Source organism: Actinoalloteichus hoggarensis, assembly GCF_002234535.1.
In the GTDB taxonomy this organism is placed as follows: domain Bacteria; phylum Actinomycetota; class Actinomycetes; order Mycobacteriales; family Pseudonocardiaceae; genus Actinoalloteichus_A; species Actinoalloteichus_A hoggarensis.
In genome coordinates, this window is sequence record NZ_CP022521.1 from 2,117,738 (window position 1) to 2,140,959 (window position 23,222).

The 23,222-nt window shown below is 72.5% G+C and carries 18 protein-coding genes and 1 CRISPR repeat array; of the genes, 14 read left to right on the plus strand and 4 right to left on the minus strand.

The genetic code is table 11. From position 1 onward, the window contains the following. Window positions 1-352 precede the first annotated feature (352 nt). The gene (locus AHOG_RS09435) at window positions 353-802 is read left to right on the plus strand and encodes a MarR family winged helix-turn-helix transcriptional regulator (RefSeq protein WP_093941015.1); all 450 of its coding nucleotides are present in this window, start codon (window positions 353-355) and stop codon (window positions 800-802) included. 9 nt (window positions 803-811) lie between these two features. On the opposite strand, the gene AHOG_RS09440 is transcribed toward AHOG_RS09435, so the two are convergent. Next, on the minus strand, window positions 812-1,447 hold the full coding sequence (locus AHOG_RS09440) for a TetR/AcrR family transcriptional regulator (RefSeq protein ID WP_184450873.1): 636 nt from the start codon (window positions 1,445-1,447) through the stop codon (window positions 812-814). Between the two features lie 53 nt (window positions 1,448-1,500). Between AHOG_RS09440 and AHOG_RS09445 the strand changes: the two genes are divergently transcribed. The 13 genes from AHOG_RS09445 to AHOG_RS09515 all read left to right on the plus strand — a co-directional run bounded on the left by AHOG_RS09445 (window position 1,501) and on the right by AHOG_RS09515 (window position 15,538). Further along, window positions 1,501-3,129, plus strand: coding sequence for an anthranilate synthase component I (locus AHOG_RS09445; protein WP_184450871.1), 1,629 nt, complete (start codon window positions 1,501-1,503; stop codon window positions 3,127-3,129). A 445-nt stretch (window positions 3,130-3,574) separates the two neighbouring features. After that, the gene (locus tag AHOG_RS28445) at window positions 3,575-4,279 is read left to right on the plus strand and encodes a Trp biosynthesis-associated membrane protein (protein WP_157736737.1); all 705 of its coding nucleotides are present in this window, start codon (window positions 3,575-3,577) and stop codon (window positions 4,277-4,279) included. A gap of 175 nt (window positions 4,280-4,454) precedes the next feature. Then, window positions 4,455-5,267 carry an indole-3-glycerol phosphate synthase TrpC gene (gene trpC, locus AHOG_RS09460; protein WP_093941018.1) on the plus strand — a complete coding sequence of 271 codons (813 nt, stop codon included), beginning with the start codon at window positions 4,455-4,457 and terminating at the stop codon, window positions 5,265-5,267. Beyond that, window positions 5,246-6,547 (plus strand): tryptophan synthase subunit beta, encoded by a 1,302-nt coding sequence (gene trpB / locus AHOG_RS09465; RefSeq protein WP_245856950.1) that lies wholly within the window; start codon window positions 5,246-5,248, stop codon window positions 6,545-6,547. The genes trpC and trpB overlap by 22 nt, the downstream gene beginning before the upstream one ends. Next, window positions 6,547-7,362: a tryptophan synthase subunit alpha gene (gene trpA, locus AHOG_RS09470; RefSeq protein WP_093941020.1), complete on the plus strand. Its 816-nt coding sequence runs from the start codon at window positions 6,547-6,549 to the stop codon at window positions 7,360-7,362. The genes trpB and trpA overlap by 1 nt, the downstream gene beginning before the upstream one ends. Window positions 7,363-7,499: 137 nt before the next feature. Next, window positions 7,500-8,057 (plus strand): Uma2 family endonuclease, encoded by a 558-nt coding sequence (locus AHOG_RS09475; protein WP_093941021.1) that lies wholly within the window; start codon window positions 7,500-7,502, stop codon window positions 8,055-8,057. A gap of 77 nt (window positions 8,058-8,134) precedes the next feature. Next, a complete protein-coding gene (gene lgt, locus AHOG_RS09480) occupies window positions 8,135-9,289 on the plus strand; it encodes a prolipoprotein diacylglyceryl transferase (protein ID WP_093941022.1) in 1,155 nt (384 codons plus the stop codon). Between the two features lie 578 nt (window positions 9,290-9,867). Beyond that, window positions 9,868-10,507: a CRISPR direct-repeat array (repeat unit 28 nt; unit sequence GTAAGCCCCGCGCAAGCGGGGGTGAGCC). Window positions 10,508-10,877: 370 nt separating this feature from the next. Continuing rightward, window positions 10,878-11,603, plus strand: coding sequence for a (d)CMP kinase (gene cmk, locus AHOG_RS09490; protein ID WP_093944314.1), 726 nt, complete (start codon window positions 10,878-10,880; stop codon window positions 11,601-11,603). Next, entirely contained in the window at window positions 11,600-12,322 is a 723-nt protein-coding gene (locus tag AHOG_RS09495) for a lysophospholipid acyltransferase family protein (protein ID WP_093941024.1), read from the plus strand. The genes cmk and AHOG_RS09495 overlap by 4 nt, the downstream gene beginning before the upstream one ends. Then, window positions 12,319-13,737 carry a ribosome biogenesis GTPase Der gene (gene der, locus AHOG_RS09500; RefSeq protein WP_093941025.1) on the plus strand — a complete coding sequence of 473 codons (1,419 nt, stop codon included), beginning with the start codon at window positions 12,319-12,321 and terminating at the stop codon, window positions 13,735-13,737. Before AHOG_RS09495 ends, der begins: the two co-directional genes overlap by 4 nt. Window positions 13,738-14,130: 393 nt before the next feature. Next, a complete protein-coding gene (locus AHOG_RS28450) occupies window positions 14,131-14,685 on the plus strand; it encodes a hypothetical protein (RefSeq protein ID WP_157736738.1) in 555 nt (184 codons plus the stop codon). Beyond that, on the plus strand, window positions 14,682-15,032 hold the full coding sequence (locus AHOG_RS09510; RefSeq protein ID WP_093941027.1) for a hypothetical protein: 351 nt from the start codon (window positions 14,682-14,684) through the stop codon (window positions 15,030-15,032). Before AHOG_RS28450 ends, AHOG_RS09510 begins: the two co-directional genes overlap by 4 nt. A 164-nt stretch (window positions 15,033-15,196) precedes the next feature. After that, a complete protein-coding gene (locus tag AHOG_RS09515) occupies window positions 15,197-15,538 on the plus strand; it encodes a hypothetical protein (RefSeq protein ID WP_093941028.1) in 342 nt (113 codons plus the stop codon). A 159-nt stretch (window positions 15,539-15,697) separates the two neighbouring features. Here AHOG_RS09515 and AHOG_RS09520 read toward each other — a convergent pair whose 3' ends face one another. The 3 genes from AHOG_RS09520 to AHOG_RS09530 form a co-directional block, all read right to left on the minus strand. Continuing rightward, window positions 15,698-19,351, minus strand: a complete 3,654-nt coding sequence (locus tag AHOG_RS09520; RefSeq protein WP_093941029.1) for a phosphodiester glycosidase family protein — start codon at window positions 19,349-19,351, stop codon at window positions 15,698-15,700. Between the two features lie 1,259 nt (window positions 19,352-20,610). After that, the gene (locus AHOG_RS09525) at window positions 20,611-21,567 is read right to left on the minus strand and encodes a dihydrodipicolinate synthase family protein (RefSeq protein WP_093941030.1); all 957 of its coding nucleotides are present in this window, start codon (window positions 21,565-21,567) and stop codon (window positions 20,611-20,613) included. After that, on the minus strand, window positions 21,567-23,165 hold the full coding sequence (locus AHOG_RS09530) for an MFS transporter (protein WP_093941031.1): 1,599 nt from the start codon (window positions 23,163-23,165) through the stop codon (window positions 21,567-21,569). Before AHOG_RS09530 ends, AHOG_RS09525 begins: the two co-directional genes overlap by 1 nt. Window positions 23,166-23,222 lie beyond the last annotated feature (57 nt).

Consider the following 23,222-nt stretch of genomic DNA (forward strand, 5'->3'; position numbering starts at 1 on the left):
CCGGCCCGTTTCGGCGCCGCCCGCTCGGCTCGCCGAGCCGTGCTCTCCCGAGCCGGTCCCCGTGCGGGGAGCGAACATCTCCCCGGAACCGAAGCCCTCGGCGGAGCCGGGCGTCTCACCGGGATCGAAGTCCGCAGCGCCGCCGAAGTCCGCAGTGCCATCGAAGTCCGCATCGCCGAAGTCCGCACCGCCGCCGAAGTCCGCACCGCCGAAGTCCTCGGTGATGCGGAACTCGTCAGCGGCGCCGAACACCCCGGCACTGCCGAAATCCGCCGCACCGGGGCGGCATTCCTCATCGGCGTCGACGTCGTCGGTCAAGTCTGTCGCGGCTGCCCGGCGGTCGGTCGGGGCGGTGCCGTTGGACGTCGCCGTGGGCGCGCGCACGGTCGCGGCCGAACCCTGGGTGATGTGGGAGACGTTGATCGCGGCGGTGCAGCGGTGGACGGTGCGGCCCGCGGATGTGTTGCGTCATGATCATGGGATTTCGGTGTATGACTTTCGGTTGTTGCGGTTGTTGGCGCGGTCGCCGCATCCGGTGCGGAAGGCGATCGCGAACACGGCGTTGGATCTGCCGCCTCGGAGTCTGGATCACAGTGTGGTGCGGTTGGCGGATCGGGGTTATGTGGTGGTGGCGGGTCGGGGTGGTGAGAAGCGGTTGGCGTTGACGGATTTCGGGATCGAGTTTCTGGAGGCGGTGGTGGAGACGTTGCGGGCGGCGACGGCTGAGGGGTTGGCGGGGACGTCGTTGGCGCCGGGGGATCGGGCGGTCCTGATCACCCTGCTCAACCGACTACGCCGCTGACCCTCGCCCTCAGTCCCGCGCCGACGGCGGCGCCAGCTCGTCGAAGAGGTAGCGCCGCAGCGTCGGAGCCAACACCGCCACCAGCCATGCCGGATCGGCCGTGCTCATCGGCTCCAGCCGCAGCGTGTACCGGGTGATGCCCAGCCCGATGATCTGACTCGCCACCAGCCCGCCGCGCACCCCTGGCTGATCGATCCCGAGCCTGCCGAGCGCCTCGCCGATGACGAAGCGACTCAGCGCGGTGCGCAGCATCTCGGCGGCGGCGGCCGTGGAGCTGAAACTGCGGACCAGCGCGGCGAAGCCGTCGGCGTGGGCGTCCCACACCGAGACGAACGTCGCGATCAGCCGTTCCGGCGCCGACTCGGCCTCGCCTGCCAGGATGGTCTCCACCACCAGCGCCGGATCGAACGGCAGCTCCACGGCCGCCGCGAACAACTTCTCCTTGCCCCCGAACGAGTGGTTCACCATGGCCGGGTCGACGCCCGCCCGCTCCGCGATCACCCGCACGGTGGCCCGTTCGTAGCCGCGTTCGGCGAAGACCTCCTTCGCGGCACGCAGCAGGGCCGCGCGGGTGTCGCCCCCGCTGCGCGGTCCTCGGCGGCGGGGGCCGCCCGATTCGTCCAGGGAGTTCGTCGGGCCGTTCACCGCCTCATCATGTCCCGTGACGGCGAGACGGGGCGCACCGGCACAATGACGTCATGGTGGACGTGACTGGTGGCGGAATCGGCGTGGTCAGCCCGACGCTGGAGGAGTTCCGCGCTCTGGCGGCCGATCGGCGGGTGATCCCGGTCGTCCGCAGGCTGCTCGCCGACGACGAGACGCCGCTGGGCGTGTACCGCAAGCTTGCCGACGATCGGCCGGGCACCTTCCTCTTCGAATCGGCCGAGAACGGACGCTCCTGGTCGCGCTGGTCCTTCGTCGGTGTGCGCAGCCCCGCCGCGCTCACCGTGCGTGACGGCGAGGCCGTCTGGACCGGCACTCCACCGGTCGGCCTTCCCACCGGCGGCGACCCCCTCACCGCGCTGCGGGAGACCCTGCGCGTGCTGCACACCGATCCGCTGGCCGGCCTCCCCCCGCTGCACGGCGGGATGGTCGGCTACCTCGGCTATGACACCGTCCGCAGACTGGAGCGGTTGCCGGAGCTGGCCGAGGACGACCTGCGCCTGCCCGAGCTGGTGATGCTGCTGGCCACCGATCTCGCCGCGCTGGACCACCACGAGGGCACCGTCACGCTCATCGCCAACGCGGTGAACTGGGACGACAGCCCCGAGCGGGTGGATGCCGCCTACCGGGACGCCCTGGCCAGGCTGGACGAGATGACCGTCCGGCTCGGCGCGCCCGCCCCGGCCAGCGTCGCCGTCTACGACCGGCCGAAACCCGACTTCGTCCGCAGGCGCACCGAGGCCGAGCACCACGCGGCCGTGCGGGCCGCCCAGGAGGCCATCCGCGCGGGCGAGGCGTTCCAGGTGGTGGTCTCCCAGCGCTTCGAGGTGACCACGAACGCCGACGCGCTCGACGTCTACCGGGTGTTGCGGGCCACCAACCCCAGCCCCTACATGTATCTGCTGCGGCTGGAGTCGCCGGGAGCCGACGGCCGGCCGGTGCCCTTCGACATCGTCGGCTCCAGCCCCGAATCACTGGTCACCGTGCGTGATGGAGTGGCGACGACGCATCCCATCGCCGGGACGCGGTGGCGCGGCGCCGATCCGGAGGAGGACGCGCTGCTGGAGAAGGACCTCCTCGCCGACGAGAAGGAGCGCGCCGAGCACCTGATGCTCGTCGATCTCGGACGCAACGACCTCGGCCGGGTCTGCGCGCCCGGCTCGGTGTCGGTGGTCGAGTTCTTCACCGTGGAGCGCTACAGCCACGTCATGCACATCGTCTCCACCGTCACCGGGCGGCTCGCCGAGGGCCGCACGGCCTTCGACGCGATCACGGCCTGCTTCCCGGCAGGCACCCTCTCCGGTGCGCCCAAGCCCAGGGCCATGGAGCTGATCGAAGAGCTGGAGCCCACCCGCCGCGGGGTCTACGGCGGGGTGGTCGGCTACCTGGACTTCGCGGGCGACGCCGACACCGCGATCGCGATCCGCACCGCGCTCATGCGCGAGGGCACCGCCTACGTGCAGGCGGGCGGCGGGATCGTGGCCGACTCCGACCCGGTCGCCGAGGACCAGGAGACGTTGAACAAGGCCGGCGCGGTGCTGGCGGCCATCGCGACGGCCGAGACGCTGGCGACACCCGCCCCGGCGGGCGAGGGCGGCGGGACACGGCCTTCGGGCCTGCCCGGCGACGTCGCGAGCCTCGCGGTGCGGGGTTCCGGTGCCTGAGCCCGCCCCCGAGCCGCCCGACGGCCCCGAGCCTTCCGGCGTCGCCGAGCCGCCCGACGCGGCCGAGTCTTCCGAGCCCACCGACGGGCAGGCACCGCCGGACGACGTCGAAGGCCGGGGCGCTCGGAAGCGGCAGGCCGCCCGTCCAGGCCGCGCTCGGTCCGGGGACGCCGTGTCCTCGGCCGACGCCCAGACCGGCGGCGGCGCCGGGTCCGGTGGTGCTCAAGCCGGTGGCCCCGATGCCGATCAAACGGACCCCGACGCGGTGTTCTCCGAGCAGCCTGCGCCCGGGCGACCCGACCCCGGGCAGTCGGCCTCCGAGAAGGCGGCCCCTGACGAAGCGGCCCCCGACCAGACGGAGCCCGAGCAGACGGAGCCCGAGCGATCAACGCCCGAGCAGTCTGCCCCTGGGCAGGCCGCCGCGGAGCAGCCTGTCCTCGAGCGGGTGAACCCCGCGCGATCGGACCCCGACGGGGCCCCCGCCGAGGACACTGATCACCAGGAGGCCGGCCCCGAGCGGGCCGATCTCCCGCGGACCGACTCCGATCCGGCGGCTCCCGCCGAGAAGAGTCCGGAAGCGGCGGGCAGGCGGCTGCTGCTGGGGCTGAGCCTGCTGCTGACGGTCTCGGCGGGTCTGCTGTGGTCGGCGACCCTGCTGCCCTGGCTGGTGATCCTGCCCGACGAGCGCGAACTGATCTCGACGGTCGTCCTCACCGGCGCCGACGCGGCGGCCTGGCTCACCCCGACGGCGCTGCTGGCGCTCGCCGCCGTGGCGGCTCTGGTGTCGCTGCGGGGAATACCGCGTCGGCTGGTCGGCGGGCTGCTCGTCGTCGCGGGTGCCTGGGCGCTGTGGGCGGCGATCGCCGGCGGCGAGGCGGGCCCCGGCGACACGACGTCGGTCTTCCTGGGGCCGCTCGTCGATCAGACCGTCGAGGAGCCGCCCGCCGTCCTGCTGGGGCGGGTCGCGGCGGGCGCGGGCGGCCTGCTGCTGGCCGTCACGGGCGCGTGGACCGTGCTGCGAGGCGGGGTGCTGCCGACCCTCGGCGGGCGCTACACCGCGAGAAGGACCGAGCGGAACCCGGTGGAGCCGGACCGCCGGATGTGGGACAGGCTGAACGAGGGGACCGACCCGACCGAGGAGGATCGTTGATCCTGCAAACGACCATGCAGGTCGGAGCGCCTGACGGCCTTTCTGCGCTGGGGTTTCACCGGACCCGGTGGCCCGACGCGGGGGCGAATGGGGTTAGCATCCTGGGAACCCGGCGGCGCGCGAGGGGAGTGGGCGTGATCGAGCGCACGGACGGGCACGTCAACGAGGTGATCTCGTGAACAGTGTCCTGGAGTCAATCCTCGACGGAGTGCGTGCCGACCTCGCGGATCGCGAGGCGGCGGTGCCGTTCGATGAGATCAAGCGGCTGGCCGACCAGGCCCAGCCACCGAAGGACGTCAGAACGGCACTGCTGGCGCCGGGCATCGGCGTCATCGCGGAGGTGAAGCGGCGCAGTCCCTCCAAGGGGCACCTGGCCGACATCGCCGATCCGGCCGAGCTGGCGGCCTCCTATGCGGCGGCGGGTGCGCGCGCGATCAGCGTGCTCACCGAGCAGCGACGCTTCGGCGGATCGCTGGCGGACTTCGACGCGGTGCGAGCCGCCGTCGACGTCCCGTTGCTGCGCAAGGACTTCATCGTCGGCACGTATCAGGTGCACGAGGCGCGGGCACACGGCGCCGACATCGTGCTGCTGATCGTCGCCGCCCTGGAGCAGAACGCACTGGAGTCCCTGCTGGACCGGGTGGAGTCCCTCGGGATGACGGCCCTGGTCGAGGTGCACACCGCCGAGGACGCCGACCGCGCGTTGCAGGCGGGGGCGAGCCTCATCGGCATCAACGCCCGCGACCTGCACACCCTGGAGGTGCATCGCGAGGTCTTCGGCCGGATCGCGCCGGGACTGCCCGCGGACGTCCTCAAGATCGCGGAGTCCGGCGTTCGAGGCCCGAGCGACCTGATGGCCTACGCCGGTGCCGGGGCGGACGCCGTCCTGGTCGGCGAGGGCCTGGTGGCCAGCGGCGACCCGAAGGCGGCGGTGACCCAGCTCGTGACGGCGGGCTCGCACCCGGCCTGCCCGAGGCCCAGCCGATGAGCGGTGTCGAACGGGGATCGGACGCGGCGGAGGCCGAGGCCGTCGCGGGTGACTCGACGGCGCGGACACCCGCGGACACGCACGAACCGGACGAGGGCGGCCACTTCGGCCCCTACGGCGGCCGGTTCGTCCCCGAGGCGCTGATGTCCGCGCTGGAAGAGCTGGCCGCGGCCTACGACAAGGCCAGGCTCGACCCTGAGTTCACCGACGAGCTGGCCCGGCTGCTCCGCGACTACACGGGCAGGCCGTCGCCGCTGACCGAGGCCGCCCGTTTCGGCGAGCACGCGGGCGGCGCCCGGGTGTTCCTCAAGCGCGAAGACCTCAACCACACCGGCTCGCACAAGATCAACAACGTGCTGGGCCAGGCGCTGCTCACCAAGCGGATGGGCAAGTCCAGGGTGATCGCCGAGACCGGCGCGGGACAGCACGGCGTGGCCACCGCCACCGCCTGCGCCCTGCTCGGCCTCGACTGCGTCATCTACATGGGCGAGGTCGACACCAGGCGACAGGCGTTGAACGTCGCCCGCATGCGGCTGCTCGGCGCCGAGGTCATCCCGGTCACGACCGGCTCCCGCACCCTGAAGGACGCCATCAACGAGGCGCTGCGCGACTGGGTCGCCAACGTCGACGACACGCACTACCTCCTCGGCACCGTGGCGGGCCCGCACCCCTTCCCGGTGATGGTCCGCGACTTCCACCGGGTCATCGGCGTCGAGGCGCGGGCGCAGCTGCTCGACCAGGCGGGCAGGCTGCCCGACGCCGTCATCGCCTGCGTCGGCGGCGGCTCCAACGCCATCGGCATCTTCCACCCCTTCCTCGACGACGCGGACGTGGAGCTGATCGGCTTCGAACCCGCGGGCGAAGGACTCGACACCGGACGCCACGGCGCCACCCTCACCGCGGGCCTGCCCGGAATGCTGCACGGCGCCCGCTCCTACCTGCTCCAGGACGAGGACGGCCAGACCATCGAGACACACTCGATCTCGGCGGGCCTGGACTACCCCGGCGTCGGTCCCGAGCACTCCTGGCTCAAGGACACCGGTCGGGCGAGTTACCGGGCGATCACCGACGCCGAGGCGATGGACGCCTTCGAGCTGCTGTGCCGCACCGAGGGCGTCATCCCGGCCATCGAGTCCGCCCACGCCCTGGCGGGCGCCCTGAAGGTCGGGCGCGAGAAGGGCGAGAACGCCGTGCTGCTGGTGAGCCTCTCCGGCCGCGGCGACAAGGATGTGGACACGGCGGCCTCGTGGTTCGGCCTGCTCGGTGAGAAGGAAGCCTGATGAGTCGTCTCGCGCCGATGTTCGCCGACTGCCGCGCCGAGGGGCGGGCCGCGCTGATCGGCTACCTGCCCGCGGGCTATCCGACCGTGCCGGGCTCCGCGGACCTGTTCCGCACCATGATCGACGCGGGCGTCGACCTGGTGGAGATCGGCGTGCCCTACTCCGATCCGGTGATGGACGGGCCGGTGATCCAGCGGGCGGCCGAGTCGGCCCTGCGCGGCGGGTTCCGGCTGCGTGACGTCTTCGAGGTCGTCGAGTCGGTGGCCTCGGCGGGCGGCCGGGCCGTGGTGATGACCTACTGGAACCCCGTGCACCGGTACGGCGTGGACGCCTTCGCCAGAGACCTCGCCTCGGCGGGCGGCCTCGGCATGATCACCCCGGACCTCATCCCCGACGAGGCGGGCGACTGGCTCGCCGCCGCCGACGACCACCGACTCGACCGGATCTTCCTGATCGCGCCGTCCTCCAGCGAGGAGCGCATCTCGATGACCGCCGAGGCCTCCAGCGGCTTCGTCTACGCCACCGCGGTCATGGGCGTCACCGGCGCCCGCGACGCCGTCGGCTCCGAGGCGTGGAGCACGGTTCGCCGCGCCCGCGCCCACACCACCCTGCCCATCGGCGTCGGCCTCGGCGTGCGCTCCGGCGACCAGGCCGCCGAGATCGCGGGCTTCTCCGACGCGGTGATCGTCGGCTCGGCCTTCGTCTCGCGGGTCGGCGGCGTGGACCGCGAGCCGTCCGGCGCCCAGGCCGAGGTGCGGGAACTGGCGGCCGAGCTGGCGTCGGGCGTGCGCAGGCGGACCGCGCGGCCTGCCTGATCGGGCCGCCTCCCGCGCGCCGCCCGCCGGGAATTCACTACTCTGTGTGTTTGACGGTACGCTCCGCGTGTGCAGAAGACGATCAGCCGGATTCCGTGCCAGGGTGGGCCCGCCGACCCTGGAGGAGGCGTCCGGTCATGGCCGCACCAGCAGAGCCCAGCACCAACATCTTCGCCCACGCGGGTCCCTGGACCGCGGCGGCGGTGCTCCAGCTCCCCGAAGACCACGGGCAGCGCATCGAGCTCGTCGACGGCGCGCTGGTCGTGAGTCCGGTGGCAGGCCGAACCCACCAGCGGATCCTGCAACGGCTCCAGGTCTCCTTCCTCGCCGCCGTTCCGCCGGAGTACGAGTCGCTGCCCCGGATCAGCGTGCTGCTGGACAGCGGACGGCTGCTCATTCCCGATCTCGCCATCACGAGCGTGCCGGACCGGGACGGGCTCTATCTCGACGCGAGCGATCTCGTACTGGTCGTAGAGGTGTCCTCGCCCGCGTCGAAGATGTTCGACCGCGCGCTGAAGAAGCAGCTCTACGCGCACGCGGGCATTCCGTTCCTGCTGCTCGTGACGCCCCTGGCGCAGTCGGTGACGATGACCGTCTTCGAATTGATCGGCGGTGAATACCAGGAGACGGCCCGCAGTCGGGACGGCAGACTCACGCTGGAACGGCCGTTTCCCGCGCAGCTCGATCTGCACTGAGCGACCACGCGGGGCGACCATGCGTGGGCATTTCCGAGAGTGCCGGATAGTGTGACGGCGTGACCGGTACCGTATCCATGTTCCTGGCGAGCATTCCGAGCCCAGATCAGGGCGTCTGGCGCATCGGACCGCTGTCCATCCGGGCGTACGCGATCTGCATTCTGATCGGGATCGTCGTGGCGATCTGGTGGGGCGAGCGACGCTGGGCCGCCCGAGGCGGGGAGAAGGGCACCGTCCTGGACGTCGCGGTCTTCGCGGTCCCGTTCGGGCTCATCGGCGGCAGGCTGTACCACGTCGCCACCGACTATCACCTGTACTTCGGCGAGGGCCGCAACCCGCTGGACGTCTTCGCCATCTGGAACGGCGGCCTCGGCATCTGGGGCGCCATCGCCCTGGGCGGCGTCGGCGCCTGGATCGCCTGTCGACGCAGGGGCATCCCGCTGCCGATGATGGCCGACGCGCTGGCGCCCGGCATCATCCTGGCGCAGGCGATCGGCAGGCTCGGCAACTGGTTCAACCAGGAGCTCTACGGCGGCCCGACCGACCTGCCGTGGGGCCTGGAGCTGTACCAGCGGATCGACCCGGCCACCGGGCTGGAGGACCAGATCAACGGCATCGCCGTCGATCACACGCCCATCGCGGTGGTCCACCCGACCTTCCTGTACGAGCTGGTGTGGAACGTCGGCGTCGTGCTGCTGCTCGTCTGGGCCGACCGCCGCTTCCGACTGGGCCACGGCCGGGTCTTCGCCCTCTACGTCGCCGGCTACACCCTCGGCCGATTCTGGATCGAGCTGATGCGCACCGACCAGGCGACGATGATCTTCGGGCAGCGCATCAACGTCTTCACCTCGGCGCTGGTCTTCCTCGGCGCGGTGGCCTACCTGATCCTCGCCCGGCGCGGCCGGGAGGACCCGGCGCTGGCACGGGGCACGACGCCGGACCGGGACGGCTCCACGGGTGCCACGGGCGGCGACTCCGGCGGCCCCGGATTCGCGGGCGGCACCGCCGGCACCGACGCCGGGACGGGCACGGCTCGCGACGACGACCGGCCGGGCGGCTCGGGACCGGGCGAGTCGGGCTCCGGTGGTACCGGGTCGGGTGACTCCGGGGATCGCGCGGCGGTGAGCGTCGCCCCGAGCGCCGACGTGAACTCGTCGTCGGGCGGCTCCGGGTCCGCCGGCGGCTCCGACGGCGGCGGTGGGGACGGTGGCGGCGGTGGCGGCGGCGACTGAGTCCCGCGCCGCCGGGCCTGCTGCTGCCGGTTCGCCGAACTGATCGATCCGGGCCGCCCGTCGCTCTCTTACGACGGGCGGCCTTCGTCGTCCCGACGGCCTCGTCATGCCTACGGGCCTTGTCACGCGGGGCTTGGTCGTGCGGGCAGGCTTTCCGTCGTGCCGTCGTGCCGTCGTGCCGTCGTGCCGTCGTGCCGTCGTGCCGTCGTGCCGTCGTGCCGTCGTGCCGTCGTGCCGTCGTGCCGTCGTGCCGACAGCCGTCGTCGTCCCGACGTGGCGGCGTCCAGCGTCCACGCGGCGGGCACCCGCCGGAGGCCGGTTCGGCGCGTGGTCCTCGGCGACGGTTCCCAGGGCGGCGGCCGGGCGGGCGACGTCGGAGCGGCGACGCCCGGCGGGCGGTTCCCACCGACCGCCGCGCTCGGCCTGCCGCGCGACACCGCCGAGGCCGACCCGCCCCGGCAGCCTGCGGGCCGATGCCGCCGGGACGCTGCGCTACCGTGATCGACGTGGAACCGATCCAAGCCGCCCGAGCGCATCACGAATCGATAACGCGCCTCTGAAGGCCCAGGTCGCGAAGGGTAAGCCCCGCGCAAGCGGGGGTGAGCCGTACATCGACCGGCACGGCCGTATCGACGCCGCGTAAGCCCCGCGCAAGCGGGGGTGAGCCCGATCGCGGCACGCCCTCAGGCCCCGGCTCCCAGTAAGCCCCGCGCAAGCGGGGGTGAGCCGGCACGGTGATGAGCCTCGCTCGCCGCCTCGTAGTAAGCCCCGCGCAAGCGGGGGTGAGCCGCTCGACCTGCTCAGCACCCTTGCCCCCACCAAGTAAGCCCCGCGCAAGCGGGGGTGAGCCGCAAGACCAGATCCGCCTTCGTGACGAGGGTCTTCGTAAGCCCCGCGCAAGCGGGGGTGAGCCGATTAAGACGCAAGGTCGAGCCCCCGGTTGGGCGTAAGCCCCGCGCAAGCGGGGGTGAGCCGCACCCGCAGCGTGCCCGCGTCGTCGGGCGCGAGTAAGCCCCGCGCAAGCGGGGGTGAGCCAAATGAGCGATGGAGCCGAGCTGCACCGCCGTGGTAAGCCCCGCGCAAGCGGGGGTGAGCCGACGCCGACGACCACCGCCGGCACCTGCCCGGCGTAAGCCCCGCGCAAGCGGGGGTGAGCCGATGCAGCCGGTGGACGTCGGCGAATGGGAGGAGTAAGCCCCGCGCAAGCGGGGGTGAGCCCGTTAATCTTGCCGATTTGGCACCGGCCGTTGCGTAAGCCCCGCGCAAGCGGGGTGAGCCGGTCGTCAGCGCTCCCTGGTGACCCGCCTCGCCCGCACGACTCCGCACGGAGGCCTTCCGCCCGGACCGCACGTCACCGACCTCCGCAGGCGCCTGCCCTGCCCCCACACGTGCCCACACCCGTCCGCCTCAGCTCGGCCCCCGTCCTCCCGCCACACCCCCGCAGGCGTCGGGCGGGGGGATCTCGCCCACAGCGGTCGCCTGACCGGCCTCGGAGCATCGGAGCGGAGCGGGCAGAATGGACGCCGGACAGGCGGTGTCCCCCGATCGGGGCGCGGCGAGGCACGAGGCACGGCCGAACGGAGGCACGGTGGAGGGCGCTGAGTTGCGCGGGATCGTCGCGATGGACGGGCCGTCGGGAACGGGCAAGTCCACGGTCTCGCGTCGGCTGGCCCGCGGCCTGCGGGCGCGCTACCTGGACACCGGGGCGATGTATCGGGCCGTGACGCTGGCCGTGCTGCGCTCGGACGTCGACCCCACGGACGCCCCCTCGGTCGCCAGGGTCGCCGCCGAGGCCCGGCTGACCGTGGGAACCGACCCCGAGCACCCCGAGATCCGGCTGGACGGCGAGGACGTCGCCGCCGAGATCCGCGGGGAACGGGTGACGCGGGCCGTGTCGGCCGTCGCCGCCGTGCCCGAGGTGCGCGGGCTGCTCGTCTCCCGACAGCAGGAGGTCATCGCCGAGGCCGACGGCGCCGACGTCGGCATCGTCGTGGAAGGCCGCGACATCGGCGAGGTGGTGGCCCCGCAGGCGGGCCTCAAGGTCTACCTGACGGCCGACGCCGAGGTCCGGGCCCGGCGGCGCACCGCCCAGGACACCGCGCAGGGCCGCCGGGTCTCGCTCGACGAGACCCACGCCGACGTGCGAAGACGCGACGAGTTCGACTCGTCCAGGGCGGTCTCGCCGCTGCGGCGCGGCACCGACGCCGTCGAGGTGGACACGACACACCTCGACGTGGCGGGCGTGCTGGCGGAGCTGTTCCGCCTCGTCGTCGAGAACGGGCTCGCCGTGACCAGACCGAGGACCACCCGATGAGCGCCCGTTCCTCGACGGCCGACTCGGAGTCGTCGAGCACGGGTGCCTCGGCGCTGCCCGAGGGCTCCTGGGGGGCCATGAACCGCGCGGGCCGGTGGATCGGGACGACGATCGGCCGGGTCTTCTTCCGCGTCCGGGTCTCCGGGCGTGACCAGCTGCCGCGCCGGGGCCCGGTGGTGCTGGTGGCCAATCACAGTTCGCTGATCGACGGACCCCTGCTGTTCGGCCTGGTCCGGCGGCAGTGCGTCTTCCTGATCAAGCACGAGATGTTCCGGGGGCCCGTCGGCTGGGCGCTGCGGCGGATGGGACAGCTGCCGGTGCGGCGCGGCGAGGCCGACCGGGTGCCGCTGCTGGCCTCGGTCCGGGCGCTGCGCGCGGGCGGGCTGGTGGCCGTCTTCCCCGAGGGGACCCGGGGCGACGGCGACGTGTCCGGCGCGCACAACGGCGCCGCCTGGCTGGCCAGGTCCTCCGATGCACTCGTCCTGCCGGTCGCCTGTCGCGGCACGCGCCGCCCGGCGGAGTCCGGTCGCAGGTTCCGGCCCCGGGTGGACGTATTGTTCGGGGAGCCCTTCACCGTGCCCTCGGGTCGGGGGCGCGCGGCCCTCCAAGCGGCGACGGCGCGGGTGCAGGGTGAACTCGCGGAGCTGGTGCGCGAACTCGATCGGCGACTGCTCGCCGAATCGGGCTCGCCCGGCGGAGACAAGGGAGAGAACACGTGACCGGCCTGAACGGGAGCTGGACCGATGAGGCCGAGTGGGAGCTGTCGGCCGACGGTGAGACGGACGACGGCACGGAGGAGGCGGCGCTGCCGCAACCCGTGCTCGCGGTGGTGGGGCGGCCGAACGTCGGCAAGTCGACCCTGGTCAACCGCATTCTCGGCCGCCGAGAGGCGGTCGTGCAGGACATTCCCGGTGTGACCAGGGACCGCGTCGCCTACGACGCGCTGTGGAACGGCCGGAAGTTCACCGTGGTGGACACCGGCGGCTGGGAGCCCGACGCCACCGGCCTCCAGGCGGCGGTCGCCGCCCAGGCCGAACTGGCGATGAGCGCGTCCGACGCCGTGCTGCTGGTGGTCGACGCCACCGTCGGCGCCACGGCCACCGACGACGCCGTCGCCAGGGTGCTGCGCCGCTCGGACCGCCCGGTGCTGGTCGCCGCGAACAAGGTCGACAGCGAACGGGCCATGGCCGAGGTGCACCAGCTCTGGTCGCTGGGCCTCGGCGAGCCGATGCCGGTCAGCGGCCTGCACGGCCGAGGCTCCGGCGACCTGCTCGACGCCGTGCTCGCGGCCCTGCCGGAGTCCCCGAAGGACCTCGTCGGCCACGGCGGCGGCGGACCCCGGCGCGTCGCGCTGGTCGGCAAGCCCAACGTCGGCAAGTCGAGCCTGCTCAACAAGCTCGCCGGCGAGCAGCGCGTCGTGGTCGACTCCGTCGCGGGCACGACGGTGGACCCGGTCGACGAGCTGATCGAGCTGGACGGCGAGATCTGGAAGTTCGTCGACACCGCCGGACTGCGCAAGCGGGTCAACACCGCGAGCGGCACCGAGTACTACGCCTCGCTGCGGACGAAGGCGGCCATCGAGGCCGCCGAGGTGGTCGCCGTGCTGCTGGACGCCAGCGAGCCGATCACCGAACAGGACCTCCGCGTCATCACCGACATCGTCGAGGCCGGTCGGGCGCTGGTCCTGGCGTTCAACAAGTGGGACCTGGTGGACGAGGACCGACGTCATCAGCTCACCAGGGAACTCGACCGAGGGCTCGTCCGCGTTCCGTGGGCGCAGCACGTCAACGTCTCGGCGCGCACCGGCCGGGCGGTGGCGAAGCTGGCGCCTGCCCTGCGTAACGCGCTGGACTCCTGGGACACCCGAGTGCCCACCGGTCAGCTCAACGCCTGGTTGAACGAGCTGATCCAGGCCACCCCGCCGCCCGTGCGCGGCGGAAAGCAGCCCAAGGTCCTCTTCGCCACCCAGGCGCAGACCCGGCCGCCGACGGTGGTGCTCTTTACCACCGGCTTCCTGGAGGCGGGCTACCGGCGCTTCCTGGAGCGGCGATTCCGGGAGACCTTCGGCTTCGAGGGCAGCCCGATCCGCTTCTCCATCCGGGTCCGGGAGAAGCGGGGCCAGCGCAAGTCCTGAGGACAGTTTGTCGGTGACGACCCGGGCCGGGCGGACGCGAATCAGGTCTCGTCCGGTCCGGGTTGATCACGTCGAATCCTGGACGGCGGGACGCCCCGCCTCACCACCTTCTGCGGAAAGTATTCGCTCGACTACGGAACGTTGTTCCAGCACGATGGGCGAACACGGAAGGTAAGGATTCGCGCAGTGTCGGTCACCGATATCGTGGCCCGGCTCCACCGGGCCCATGCCCTGCTCACCTAGGCACGTCAGGCCACCGTCCAGGCCGACGCCGCGATCGCCGACGGCGCGGCCGTCTTCGCCGCCGCCACCCACGGCTCGACGCAGCCCGAGGTCGATCAGGCGAACCACCTTGCCGCTCGGTCGGCCGCGGAGGTCCGCGCGGCACGCGCCTTGCTCGGCGGTGCGCAGGAGATCATCGACGGTTATTGCAGGCATATCGCCGGGCACGGGATCGGCGACGTCGAGGCGCCGCCCCCAGGCGTCTCACCTGCCGGAACGGCAGGCTCCTGCGCCTCCTCGCCTGTTGACCCGTACCCGTCGGCAGACGCGTCCTCGACTGATCCAGAAGTTCGCTACGCGGAGTGGATCGCCGAGTTGAAACGCGCCGGAACCAAGATCAGTCCCGCGAGGATCGTCCGGATGATCCGTCACCGACGCGGCCACCTGGTGTGGTTGGAGACTGGCGATCCTGACCACGCCGGAGAAGCACACATCCTTCGACAGAAGCGCCGAGAGGAGTTCGCCGACGCGGCGATAGCGGAACATGAGATCATCGACGTCGTGTTTCACTGCCTTCGACACGGCCGGTTCGTGGGAAAGCACAAGGCTGCGGAGGTGTACGAGATCGAGATTCACGGCAGGAGCATCCGCATCGCCATCACGATAGGCGACAACGGCTTCATCGTGACAGCACACCCGATCAGCAGGAAGAGAAGGCTCTCATGACCTCGAAGGCCGTGGAACTCGCGATACTGGCCGGGTACGACCAAGACCCCATGTACTTCGACGCGCAGGACGGCGACTTCCACAATCACACGATCGACGAGGCAGCCGAGTACTTCGGTTTCAGTGCTGACCTGACTCGTGAGCTGCATGAGTGGGATGACGAACTACAGGGCACCTTCAACCTCGCCGTCCCGCAGGATTCCGGTTTCCCTTCCCCGCGGCATCGACATGCCTGGATCGAGAAGGGCAAGGAACTCGCCGCCCGCATCAAGCGGGAATCCCCCGTCGTCGCGAGCGTGGATTATCAGGCCGACGGCTATTTTCAGGATGGCACCTGCGTGTTCTGAACGCGGTAACGCGGGGCAGTCATATGGAGAGGTCTTCGATGTCGAGATGGACGGGAACACACACAGAGTCGTCGTCGCCATCGGCAGCAACGGCTACATCGTCACGGCGCATCCCTTGAACCTGTACGACAAAGTACGCCCCAACCGCTACCGGAAGTGAAGCAGTGACCGTCGCAGTGATACTACTCGCGGGGTTCAACGAACCGCCCTTCTACTACTACGTCGAAGAAGGACGGCGGCTCAACTGGAGCACCGAAGAAGCAGCAGAGTATCTGGGGCTCAGCGCCCAGCTCGTGAGCGCGCTCGATGCCTGGGACGATGAGTACCAGGACACTCTCGACCGGGAGTATCCGCCGGACTCGGCGTTTCCCACTCCGGAGGCGTATCGCCACTGGATCGAGAGCGGCAAGGCTCTGGCTGCCCGCGTCAAGAACGAATCATCGACTGTCTCCAGCGTCGACTACCAGGCAGACGGGAGCATAGCGAGCGGCACCTGCGTGTTCTGACCCGCGAACACGGTGCTCGGACGCACCGGCTCCGACGGGACCCGACGACGGGACTGATCGCCTGCCGACCGGCCGCATCCCGTCTGCCGACCGGCCGCCTGCCGAGCCGGGGAGGGCGGCGGCCACGCTCGGCCGCCGCCCTCCCCGGCATCGCGGTTCTCAGCGGACGCCGACCTCCACCGTCTCCGTGACCCCGTTGACCGTCACGGACAGCTCGACCTCGCCGCGCCGGAGCCCGGCCAGCGTGCCGGTCGCCGGGTCGAAGGACGCGACGTGCCACGGCCGAGGCCGATCCCGGGGATGATCCGACTCGACGACGTGCAGGCTCCGCGAACCCGACCACGCCGCGCCGACCGGATAGGCCACCGGCACCTCCCGGCCGTCCTGTCGCACCAGGGCCGTCACCGAGGCGTCCTCGTGCCTGCCGATGCGCTCCGGCGCGGTCACCACCAGCTCGTCGACGTGCGGTCGCAGCTCGAAGCGCACCGGCTCCTCGCGGTCGCCCGGCTGGAACCGCACCACACTCCAGCCGGTGAACCCGCCCTGATCCGCCGGTCCCGACGGCGACTTGCCCGCGTTGCCGTTGACCAGCCGCGACACCCCGTCCACCCGGTCGGCGTGGAAACGGCCCGCATGCGAGGCGACCAGCGCCGTCGGCTTGCCGGAGGCGTCCTCGAACTCGCTCAGCCAGTCCAGCAGCAGCTCGGCCTCGCGCCGATCACCGAGCTGGGAGTTCCCCGCCGTGCCGGGGTCGTCGGTCGGGTGATGCAGCGCGACCAGCACGCCCCGGACGGACCGGTCGTCCTCGGCCGCGTCCAACTCCGCCCGCAGCATCTCGATCTGGTCGAACCCGCCGCCGCGCAGGGTGCCGCGCGAGCTGTCCAACAGGATCAGCCGGATGCCGTCGTGATCCACCCGCCGGTGAGTCTCGCCGAACACGGCCTCGAACTCGGAGGTGTCGCCGGGGCCGGACACCTCGTGGTTGCCGGGCAGGTAGTACCACGGCAGCCGATCGCCCAGCTCCTCGTCCAGTATCGCGCGGGCCAGCTCGAAGTCGGGCGCCGTGCCCCGGTCCACCAGGTCGCCGTTGATCAGCACCAGATCGGGTTCGGCGGCGACCGCCTCCCGCAGGGTCCGCCGGGCCTGCTCGACCAGCGGACCCTCCGGGTCGTCCGCGGTGAACTGGGCGTCCGAGACCACGGCGACCCGCAGGGCGCCGCGCTCCGGGCCCAGCACGTCGTCGACCACGACGGCGGCGTCGGGCAGCGGCGACTCCGGCGGCACCTCGGCGACCGGGGAGACAGCGGCGGTGAGGTCGTCGAACACGACGCGGCCCTCGTACTGCCGCTCACGGTCGGTCTCCACCACGTAGAAGCGGTGCAGTCGGACCGGCGCCGCCAACCCGGCGGGCAGCGCGGTCTCGACATAGCGCCACCCCGTCCAGTCCACCGAGTCGGCCAGGCTCAGCACGGCGGGGGAGTCGGCGCCGTCGCGCAGCTCCAGCCGCAGCCAGGCACCGTTCCCGTCGCCGTTCACCCACAGCCCGACGCGCTGGGTGCCCTCGGGCAGCTCCGTCCTCGGCACCGCGTTGACGTAGGCGGCGCGGGTCGCGGTGGTGCCGGTCAACCGGTAGTCCAGGGCGATGCCCGGCGTGCCGTCCCGCCCGTCGGCGGCGGAGATCGCCGACCCGACGACGGCGGGGAAGGCCGTGGCCTGCCAGCCGTCGAGCGAGTCCAGCGGGTCGAGCACCTGCTGTTCGGTGCCGACGGTGACACCGATGCGTGCCGTGAGCTCGCCCGCGGTGGCGGTGAGCACCGTCGACCCGGAGTCGACCAGTGCGGTGACGGAGAACCCGTCGCCGTCGGGATCCACCCGCACGACGTCCTCGTCATAGTCCAGGCGCAGATCCTCGGGCTCCACCCACGTGCTGAACCCGTCCGCGTCGCTGCCGATCACCCGGACGTGGCTGTCGACCTCGGCGCCCGACAGCGTCACCCGGCCGACCTCGCCGCGCAGCCGCACCGGCCTGCCCAGCACGTCCAGCTCCGTGGTGCCCTGAATCCTGCCGGTCGCGGCGGTCACCGTCGTCTCGCCGACCCGGTCGGCGCGGTCGCGGGCGACGAACACGCCGTCGACGACGCGGCCGTTGCCGGGACGATGCACCCGCCAGCGGGGCGAGGCCGACACCGGCGCGCCGCTCTCGTCGTGGCCGAGGGCGTCGAGCCGCCTGCTCAACCCGGCCAGCACCCGAGCGGAGTCCGGCCCGGCGACGGCGGGCTCGACCCGGAAGCCGGTCAGCCGGCCGCTGCCCTCGGCGGTGCGCAGGCCCAGCCCGTTGGGCACCAGCCGCTCGCCGCCGTCGGACGGCGAGTTGCGCACCTCGGCCTCGGCATCGCCGACCTTCCTGGCCAGCAGCGTCGACGAACCGCCCCCGTCGAGGTTCAGCGCCTCGTGGGCGCCGAGGGAGTGCAGGTGGTGCGCCAGCTCCAGCTCCGTCATGCCCCGGCTGGTCGACTGCCTGCCGTCGATGCTCACCAGCCAGAACCGGGAGCCGTCCTCGGAGAAGCCCACGGCCGTCCTCGGGTGGGCGGCGACGTTGTCGACCGGCTGCACCTCGCCGTCGCGCACCAGCACCCGGTTTCCGCCCACCGCCACGGCGAGGTCAGCGGCGTCGGCCCTCGGCGCCAGCGCGACGTCCACCACGTCGCCCTCGGTGAGGGAGGCGAGCGCCGCCGCGCCCGCGTCCCGGGCGAGCAGGAGCTGCGTCCCCTCGGCGATCGGCCCGTCGCCGGGCGCCGTGCGGATCGCCGTGACCCGGCCGTCCACCAGCTCCACCTCCCGGACCTGCGTCGCACCGGCCGTCGCCGTGGCGCGGCTCGTCGAACCCCAGGCGGGGGTGAAGACGCCGATGCCGTCCCGCGCGATCACCGGCGAGTTCAGGTTGCTGCCCGCCAGGACCGTGCCGTCGGGCAGCGTCAGACGTGCCTCGAGGAACACCTCCGTCAGGGCGGCCCTGCGGTCCTCGGTGAACGCCGCCGTGAGGTTGTGGCCCGCCGCCGGGGCATGACGCAGCTCACCGTCGTCGATGCCGACGCCCAGCGGCGCACCGGTGGCGTTGATGTCGAAGAAGTCCCCGTTGACGCCCGCCACCGCGCCCGCCTCGGCGAGCTGCTCGGACAGGGGACTCCGGTCCGCGACGGCGCCGGGGTGCAGGTAGACCGGCTCCAGGCTCGACTCGGACAGCTCGGCGGTCAGCACGTCACCGCGAATCCACCCGGCCGGGTCGAAACGGTCGAACTCCGTCAGCTCCAGGCCGGGAGCGACCTGGGTGGTCACGCTGTCGGTGACGAAGCCGGCCTGCGGCGCGGCGCTCGGGTCGATCGACGTCCGCAGCGTGGCCTCGGCCGCCGAGGACGCGGCGGGCGCGTCCTCCACGGGCGGCGCGGCGGCCGGACCGTCCCCCGCGTTCGCCGAGGTCCCCGCCGCGAGCAGCAGCAGGGCGGCGACGGCCGTGACCCCGACGGCGCGGCGAGCGCGTCCGGCCGACGGCGCGGCCTGCCCGTCTGCCTGCTCGACGATGCCCGTGCGCTCCACCCGCCGGAGCGGGGCGGCGCGGCGTCGGGCGTGGTTCGTGGTGCCGAGGCCTCGCCGTCGAACCGGGCGGCCCGGCCCCGCCGCGGGCCTGCTCTCCTCGGCGACGACCTCGGAGACTCCCGCCGCCGCCCGTCTGTCCTCAGAGGAACCGGCGGCCTCGGGTCTGTCCGACCCCGCCGCCGTCTCCGTACCGCCCTGTGCGTCGACTCGTCGCCGCATGTCCTCCCCTTCACCCGAACCGCCTGCGGTGCCCGCCGAGCACAGTCGACCGAGGCGACCGGGGTCTGTCTCGGATGTGACGAGGGCGGGAACACTCGACGATCTCGCCTTCCACCCTCGTCGATCGGCCGTCGCCCGCGACTCCGCCCATCGGGGGAAGTCCGTTCGGCCGGCGAGCGGACGCGGACACGGTCGGCGACGGCGACGGCGACGCGGCGAGACGGGCCGCTGCCGGACCACCGTCGCCGTCATGGTCCGCCGTCACGATCACTCCCGCCGGCCACCGTCGCCGACCACTGTGGACGAGTGCCGGGCGGAGCGCCCGCGGTGGGAGATCGTCGGGCTCATCGGCCCCCACGGCGGCGAGAAGTCCACGCGCTCGCCAGGAAGATCAGCAGCCCGCCGGTCGGAAGAAGCGACGCTGCCACTCCGCACGCCAGTCGTAGTGACCCGAGCCCGACGAGATCGGGGACGACGCGGTGCCGATCGACGAGGCCTGGTCTGTGAGGCTCGCCGAACGGGGCGTTCGGGGTGCCGCGGTGCCGCGTTCGCAGGCGGAGACGGCGGCTCTCGGAGTGGGTGCTCCTGTGGTCTGAGCGTGGTGGCGGGAGGCGCGGCCGGCGAGATCGCGGCACCACGATCGCCCATCGGCCCGATCCGGGCCTGCGGCCGGTGGTCAGCGGGGTCGGGATGCGGGTCGGGACGAGACGGGCCCGCGGCCGATGACCACAGTCGGGGCACGGGCCGAGCACGAGGTACGTGCCCGTCAGGTCGAGGCCGAACAGAGGATCCGAGAGCACAGGCCGAGCCTGCGAGCCGAGCCGGTGGCCCGGGCCGGTGACCTGCCCATCACCCGAAACCGCGATCCGAGCCCGTGCCGGAGACCGCGACCCGGCCCGCGATCCGAGCCCGTGGCCGGAGCCCATGACCGCAGGGCGGGTGCCCACGCCTGCCACGCAGGCCGAGCCGACTGCTGGAGACTCGAGCCGGCAGCCCGAAACACCGCCCGCACTCGGCGGCCGGTCGCCGGACAGGGTCCGGCGCAGACCGGGCGCTGTGCAAGGCCCTGCGCACAAGGGCCCTGGGCACACCGGACGGCCGCTGATCGGACGCCGACTCGCCAGGGGCACCGCGCGCATCCGACACCGCGCCGTGGGCTCCGCCGACCCGGCGCGGCCCTCGGCTCGTACCGGGGCGGGGAACGGAGCAGGGTTCGTGGGGCGCGCCGCTGCGGGAGGCGGCGCACCCCACGCCGCGTGTCAGCCCTCGGCGAGCGAGAGGCCCGCTCGGGAGAGGTGGTCGCCGACGGCGGCGATCTCGGCGGCGTCCAACGGCACCATCGGCAGACTCGTGGTGCCGTGCCGGATCACCCCGCGTAGGACGAGCGCGGCCTTGAACGCGCCGATCGCCGAGGAGTAGCGCCCCATCCGGTCGGCGGGCGCGACCCCGATCAGGCCGAACAGCGCCCGCAGCCGCTGCTGTTCACGCAGCGCCGCGTCCCAGTCGCCCTCGGCCGCCGCTCGATGCAGCCGGACGTAGCCGTCCGGGTCCACGTTGCCCAGTCCCGGCACCAGCCCCGCCGCGCCGCAGCGCAGGCCCAGATCGGCCACGGTCTCCGAGCCGCTGAAGACCCGGAAGCCGGGCACGTCGGCCACGAGGTCGAGCACCGCGCGCAGCCCGTCGAGATCGCCGCTGGAGTCCTTCAGCCCGTCCAGGACGCCCTCGCCCGCCAGCTCGCCGACCGTCGCCGCGTCGAGCTTGGTGTGCACGGCGCTCGGGATGTCGTAGCCGATCAGCGGCAGGTCTACGGCGGTCCGGATCGCCCGGAAGTGTCGTCGGATCTCCACCGGGTGGGTGGGAGAGTAGAAGGGCACGGTCGCCACCAGGCCGTCGGCGCCCCGCGCCGCCGCCGAGCGGGCATGGTCCACGACGCGCGGGGTGGACATGTCGACGATGCCGGCGAGCACCGGCACCTGCCCGGCCGTCGTGCCGACCACCACGTCGAGGGCGCGTCGGCGCAGTTCGTCGGTCAGGTAGGCGGTCTCGCCGGTCGAGCCCCCGACGAACAGTCCCCGGACGCCCGCCGCCAGCAGATGGGCGACGAGACGTTCGAGCGACTCGACGTCGAGTTCACGATCCGGGGTCAGCGGCGTGCACAGCGGCGGCACCACTCCGCCGTCGACGAGCGGTCGTGCTGCGGTGGTCGGGGTGCTCATCAGGGTCGGCCTCCGGTCGTGGTGTCGGGTTCGGTCGTGTCCTGCGGGGCGGCGTCCGGACTCGAGGCGTCCGGATTCGAGGTGTCGGACCGTCCGGCATCGGCGTCCCGCGCCGTCGGGCCCACACGGTCGGCGGCGGCCCGGAGCTCGGGGGCGATCTGGTCCTCGGCGACGGTCAGGTCGACGGCGGCGGAGTCGTCGCCGAAGAGCCGCTGCACGCGGGCCGGGGCGTCGATCGCGATCAGCACGATCACCACGAGCGTCAGGCTGAACGCCAAACCGCCCAGCGCGGTGCCCAGGCTGGTGCGCTCGGCGATCTGCGCGCCCAGGACCGGCGCCACGGCGCCGCCCAACGCGCCGACGTTGTAGGTGAAGCCCAGCCCGCCCGCGCGGGTGCTGGTGTCGAAGTAGCCGCTGACCAGCTTCGGCAGGATTCCCGAGATGCCCTGGCCGAGCGCCTGCTGGCAGAACAGCAGCACCCCCAGCAGCAGGAGCTGGTCGCCGCCGATGGCGAACACCGGGAGGATGAACAGCAGCGAGGCGAGCAGCGTGAGGCTGTAGGCGCGGCGGGTGCCCAGATAGTCGCCGACGAAGCCCGCGAGACAACAGCCCACCGCCGTGCCGAAGCCCGCGAAGAACAGCACCTCGCTGACCTGGGCGGGGTCGTAACCCAGGTCGGTCTTGAGGTAGGTCGGCAGGAGGGCCTGGATGGGCCACGAGTAGAGGAAGGCGCAGAACACCACGACGATCAGCGTCAGCATCATCGGACTTCGGGAGCCCGCGAACTGGATGGTGAAGCCGGCCAGCCCCGCGATGGTGACGGCGATGCACACCCAGGTGAGCAGGCCGGTGGCGCCGCCCGCGAACAGCAGGAACAGCGCGAGCGACACGGCGATCGTCAGGACGATGTTGATCAGCCTGCGTCGACCGCCGCCGTACAGGACGCTGACGAAGTCGCGTTCGCCGGTGCCGTCGCGCTGATCGGCCTGGTGCTGCCAGTCGGGTGCCTCGGGCAGGCTGCGGCGCAGCCAGAGCGCCAGCAGGATCGGGGCCAATCCCAGCAGGAACAGCGCCCGCCAGCCGAACTCGGGGACGACGAAGCGGTAGGCCTGGGCGGCGAGCACGCCGCCGAGGGAGAAGCCCGAGATCAGGAAGCCGCTGGCGCGGTTGCGCAGCGCGCGCGGCCAGCTCTCGATCACATAGGTCGCGCTGGCGCTGTACTCGCCCGCCATCCCCATGCCGACGACGAGCCGGGCGACGAACAGCGGCCAGTACTCCCAGGCGAGTCCGCAGGCGAAGGTGCCGACGGAGTAGAGGACGATGCTCAGCACCATCGCGGGTCGTCGCCCGTAGCGGTCGCCGATCGCGCCGAGGGCCAGGCCGCCGAACCACCGCGAGATGAACGCCGCCGAGACCAGACTGGCCGCCTGGACGGTCGACAGTTCGAACTCGGCCGCGACCTCGGTGAGCACCAGCGCGATGAGGACGAAGTCGAAGCCGTCCATCGCGTAGCCGAGCCAGGCGGCGAAGAACGACTTCCAGTCTTTTCTGGTGAGCTGGTGATACCACCGGGATCGGCCGCGCGTGTGCGGGTCCATCAGAGCCTCCTTGCTCCGCTGGCGGACATCCCACCTGGGAGGTGGGATGTCTGGGCA